This window comes from uncultured Gimesia sp., assembly GCF_937910335.1.
Taxonomy (GTDB): Bacteria; Planctomycetota; Planctomycetia; order Planctomycetales; family Planctomycetaceae; genus Gimesia.
Window position 1 is genome coordinate 1 of record NZ_CALEMX010000415.1, and the last position, 4,395, is coordinate 4,395.

Annotated in this window: 5 protein-coding genes and 1 pseudogene; 3 read left to right on the top strand and 3 right to left on the bottom strand. The window is 49.1% G+C overall.

Features of this window, described 5'->3' with window-relative positions; translation table 11 throughout:
- Positions 1-67: 67 nt before the first annotated feature.
- Positions 68-487, bottom strand: coding sequence for a hypothetical protein (locus Q0668_RS16335; protein ID WP_298866559.1), 420 nt, complete (start codon positions 485-487; stop codon positions 68-70).
- A gap of 311 nt (positions 488-798) precedes the next feature.
- On the opposite strand from Q0668_RS16335, the gene Q0668_RS16340 reads away from it, so the two are divergent.
- Entirely contained in the window at positions 799-2,130 is a 1,332-nt protein-coding gene (locus Q0668_RS16340; RefSeq protein WP_298866560.1) for a glycosyltransferase family 87 protein, read from the top strand.
- 50 nt (positions 2,131-2,180) lie between these two features.
- Here Q0668_RS16340 and Q0668_RS25925 read toward each other — a convergent pair whose 3' ends face one another.
- Together Q0668_RS25925 and Q0668_RS25930 are read right to left on the bottom strand one after the other, a co-directional pair.
- Positions 2,181-2,357: a helix-turn-helix domain-containing protein gene (locus tag Q0668_RS25925; RefSeq protein ID WP_366918911.1), complete on the bottom strand. Its 177-nt coding sequence runs from the start codon at positions 2,355-2,357 to the stop codon at positions 2,181-2,183.
- A pseudogene (locus Q0668_RS25930) lies at positions 2,343-2,468 on the bottom strand (recombinase family protein); the annotation flags it as partial. The gene Q0668_RS25925 and the pseudogene Q0668_RS25930, both read right to left, overlap by 15 nt.
- A 329-nt stretch (positions 2,469-2,797) precedes the next feature.
- Here Q0668_RS25930 and Q0668_RS16350 point away from each other — a divergent pair.
- Together Q0668_RS16350 and istA are read left to right on the top strand one after the other, a co-directional pair.
- Entirely contained in the window at positions 2,798-3,238 is a 441-nt protein-coding gene (locus tag Q0668_RS16350) for a hypothetical protein (RefSeq protein WP_298866562.1), read from the top strand.
- A 151-nt stretch (positions 3,239-3,389) separates the two neighbouring features.
- A partial coding sequence (gene istA, locus Q0668_RS16355) for an IS21 family transposase (RefSeq protein ID WP_298866564.1) occupies positions 3,390-4,395 on the top strand: 1,006 nt, incomplete at its 3' end.

A 4,395-nucleotide genomic window follows, 5' to 3' on the forward strand; every position in this document is an offset into this window, starting at 1 on the left:
TCATAAATCAGCAGGTGATCATCTGGGCGCTACGCTTTTAAAACAATTTACCACTTCCCGGTAGGCGCTACGTTTTCTGGCCGGTGTTTACAGCCAATACCGAAACAATCCCCGTGTATTGGCGCAGGAGACCCGACCCCTCGCCTGCACTGGTATTATTCCCATCGATGGACGGCATCGAACTAATTTGTCGTTGAGTTCTACGTTTTTTGATTGAACCAACACGCTGGTCATACTCTCGACGTAATTCCTGATTTAACAACGTGACTTCAGCTTCTTCCAGTTCATAAATGATCTTGGAAGCGGCCTTGGCTTTTTTTCCCACTTGGAATTGTTCCATGTGTTCCTTCTGCCGTCCAACTGCCATACGAATGACTTCGCGATCTTGTTCATCCACCGAAATACGCAACAATTCGTAATAAGTCGGCGGGCAATTCTTTTTAGGAATGCCTAGCCATTTATGATATGGATTAAATTCACCACTCATTATGGTGCTCCTCGATTTGAATAACTTGAAATTCAAAAACCTCACCATAGAACGGTAGTGCACCCAAGTCCACATAAAAACAACTTTCAATCAAAAATTGAATTTTCACTCGACACAAGTTGTCCCCACAATGTAAATTTAGAGAAAATAACCACTATAGAAAAGACGTGTCGGGTGATTAATATCAAGACATAATCAGATTTGGGCTCCCATTATAGAGTTTAAAGAGGATACCCTAAGTCGAAACAAGAACGCCGTAACAACAGGGAACCGTTGATACGAATTTCGCAAACAGGTTCCTGGAGCAGAATGTGTCTATCCCCACTGAAGAACAGCAGACAAGTGACTGGTCTGTTACACGTAAAATTCTCTGGTTTATATTATTTCTCGTCGTATTGGTCCTGTTAGCACCGGGGAACATAAGAGCTCTGAAACCAGCTGACGGGCATATATTTGACTTCTTTAAAGAGTGGGCGGCTGTCAAGAACTGGTCTGTGGGTATGCCCGTCTATTCCAATCAGGAACTGGCGATCCAAAAGCATCTTAATGCCGGCCTCTCGGATTCCGACGGTTTTTTTGACCCCTACAATACACACCCTCCCTCTGCAAACTTGATTTCGCTCCCGTTTTTCTTTTTGTCTTATCAAAACGCGCACCTGGCCTGGAATCTCGTCTCACTTGGCATGTTGTGCCTGGCTTTGGTTTGGATAGTAAGAGGGCTCGAATTTCGGCTGTCTGGCTGGTCGATTCTCGCGTTGTTTACCTTGCTTGTGCTCAGCGATCCACTCCAGCAAACCCTGATTCAAGGGCAGCCAAACCTGTTATTAACGTTGCTCATCGTCGGCGCATGGCGGGCAGGAAAATCAGGCAATACTTTCGTTTCAGGAATGTGCCTGGGATTGGCAACCGCGGTCAAAATCTATCCCGCCTATCTGTTTCTGTATTTCCTGGTGCGACGTGACTGGCGAGGTATAGCGGGGGGAGCTGTTTCCTTTGCTCTGATCACTCTATTGACGGTAGCCATTTTTGGTATCGATGCTTACTGGGATTATATAACCGTGGTATTGCCTTCGATCAGCAACGTCACTAACAACTGGGGAAATGCGTCGCTGCTGTCTTTCTGGGAACGACTTTTCAGCCAATCAACGTCCACTATTCAATCGATCAACGATTCACCAGTGCTGCTTCAAATTTCTGTCTGGTCATCGTGGCTAACCGTGACACTGCTTGCTAGTATCGCGATCTGGAAGACACGAACGGAAAAGTTCGGCGAACGCGCATTTGCGATTACCATCGTCGTCATGCTCTTGATGTCTCCCACAACGTGGCATCATTATTTCGTCACGCTGGCACTTCCAGTCGGACTGTTACTGGCCTTACATCGACCTCGCTCTGGCAAACGTTGGATCGTGAACCTCACGATTGCTGCTCTGGCAATCAGTCCCCGCATCATCTGGCTGCTCTTGATACGCCCACAAAAAGCAGAAGTGGCAACGGGAGCAATGCCCTGGGAAAACGGCGGCATGATCGCGCTTCCCTGGCAATCGCTCACGGCTCTTTCCTATCAGTGTTACGCATTACTGATCGTCATCGCACTGCTTTGGCCTACTAAAGCAACAGATCAAAGTAACGATTCGACTTAAGAGAAGCCTTATTGCAGAGGGGGTACGCGATCGCGACCGGGAAATGACACTCAGTCAAGCCGCACGTACCTGTAGAAAGTTGAACACGAAATTCGCAGCGTCTTGCAGATATCATCGATTTCGAGGCTCTTGTCAGCATGGAGCTTCTTGGCCAGCACGACTTTCGCCTCGTTGGCAGCGACCTTCGGGCGTCCACCGTTGCGGCCCCGTGCTCGCGCCGCCTCCAATCCCGCCTTCGTGCGTTCTTGAATGAGCCGCCGCTCGAACTGGGCCAGGGCTGAAAAGATGTTGAAAATCAGCTCGCATGAGGCACAAGTCGTGTCGATCGCTCCTTCGTTGAGTGACCGGAACCGTCCCGTACAAAAACCTCTTCATAACGACTTTTGCACGGGCTGATTCCGGAAGTCATGAAATTAAAGGAGCTTAGAAAAGTTCGAGCCTTCTATGGTGATTCAGAGGGAACTCACCGCTTTCGAACTTTTCTGGAGTAGCTTACACCGATATTTAAGGTGAGCTGAGTCAACTCTGAGGCCCTGCAGTCGGCGAAGGTTCCACAGAGCATTGAAATCGGTCGTCCATCGAATGTGAACTGTGTCTCAGCGGGGTATAAATAAAGTGACATCTCCTTATTTTACAACATGTTACCACTGAGACTGATTTTACCACGATGATCCAACTTTTTCATCCCCTGCTGACACTGATTGCGACTGCTTCCGACAGTCTGTTGGCCAAATACGTCCTCTACTTGAAGAAAGAGAACCGGATTCTGCGGGATCGTTTACCAGGTGAGATTCATACAAAACCTCACGAACGTGCTCAGCTCTTGAAATACGGCAAGCCGCTCGGAAAAGCGATTAATGAACTGATTACGATCGTCACTCCGGGGACCTTTCATCGCTGGATACGAGATGAGAAAAAGGGACGGAAGAAAAATCCCGCCGGTCGGCCAGGAAAGAGTGCCGTACTGCGGGAACTGATTCTCAAGATCGCCCGGGAAACGGGCTTCGGTTACACTCGCATCCTGGGTGAACTTCGGAAACTCGGCATCTCTCGGATTTGTCGTCAGACTGTGAAAAATATCATCAAAGAAGCAGGGATCGAGCTGTAAACACCGGCCAGAAAACGTAGCGCCTGCCGGGGAGTGGTAAATTGTTTTAAAAGCGTAGCGCCCAGATGACCACCTGTTGGTTTTAGGTCAGACTCTCAGTATATGAGTCAGTTCTGATCCGGAAACAGCGGGGGCAAGGGTGTATACAGATATGGAGTTATGGGCTGAGATCCGTCGGCGTGTCTTGAACGGTGAAATCAGTAAACGCGCTGCTCGTGCCGAGTACGATATTCACTGGGATACGTTACAGAAAATTCTGACCCACTCGGAGCCGCCGGGATACCGGCTGAGTAAACCCCGGCCTTCCAAGCTGGAGCCTTTCCTGCCGATCATTCATGAGATTCTGCAGAGTGATCGGAACGTTCATCGTAAACAGCGTCACACGGGGAAGCGTATCTTCGAACGCTTGCGGGACGAGCACGGGTATTCTGGTGGAATCACGATTGTGCAGGAAGCGGTACGGGACTGGAAGCAAAAGTCACGTGAAGTATTTCTTCCACTCAGCCATCCACCGGGTGAAGCGCAGGTAGATTATGGTTTTGCCGATGTCTGGCTCAACGGTGAACTGACCAAAGTAGCGTTGTTTGTGATGACGCTGCCCTACTCGGATGCGATTTTCATGCAGGCTTTTCCCCGAGAGTGCACAGAATCATTTCTGGAAGGACACCGGCGGGCCTTTGATTTCTTTGGAGGCGTTCCGAATCGGATCAGCTACGACAACTCGAAAATCGCCGTGGCTCGCATTATTGGTAACCGCGAACGAAAAGTCACCACAGAATTCCTGCGGCTAAAAAGCCATTTTCTATTCGAGGATCATTTCTGTTTAGTGCGACGCCCCAATGAGAAGGGGCATGTGGAACACTTGCTGGACTTTGCGCGGAAGAATTATCTGGTTCCAGTGCCGCGTGTGGATGCCCTGAAAACGTTGAATCAAGAGTTAGTGCAAAACTGTCAGAATGATTTAAAACGTCAATTGCGGGGCAAGCCTTCGTCAAAACAGGTGTTACTGACTGAAGAACAATCCTCAATGCTGCCGATCCCACAGCAGGCCTTTGACACTCATCGCCTGGCTCAAGCCAACGCCAATTCACTCTCATTAGTCCGCTTCGATAGCAACAGTTACTCGGTGCCAACCAAGTATGCGTATCGTCAGATCA

Excerpts from the sequence above, each read along its gene's own strand:
- Q0668_RS16350 (WP_298866562.1), top strand. The coding sequence starts at position 2,798 with ATGATCCAACTTTTTCATCCCCTGCTGACACTGATTGCGACTGCTTCC.
- Q0668_RS16335 (WP_298866559.1), bottom strand. The coding sequence starts at position 487 with ATGAGTGGTGAATTTAATCCATATCATAAATGGCTAGGCATTCCTAAA.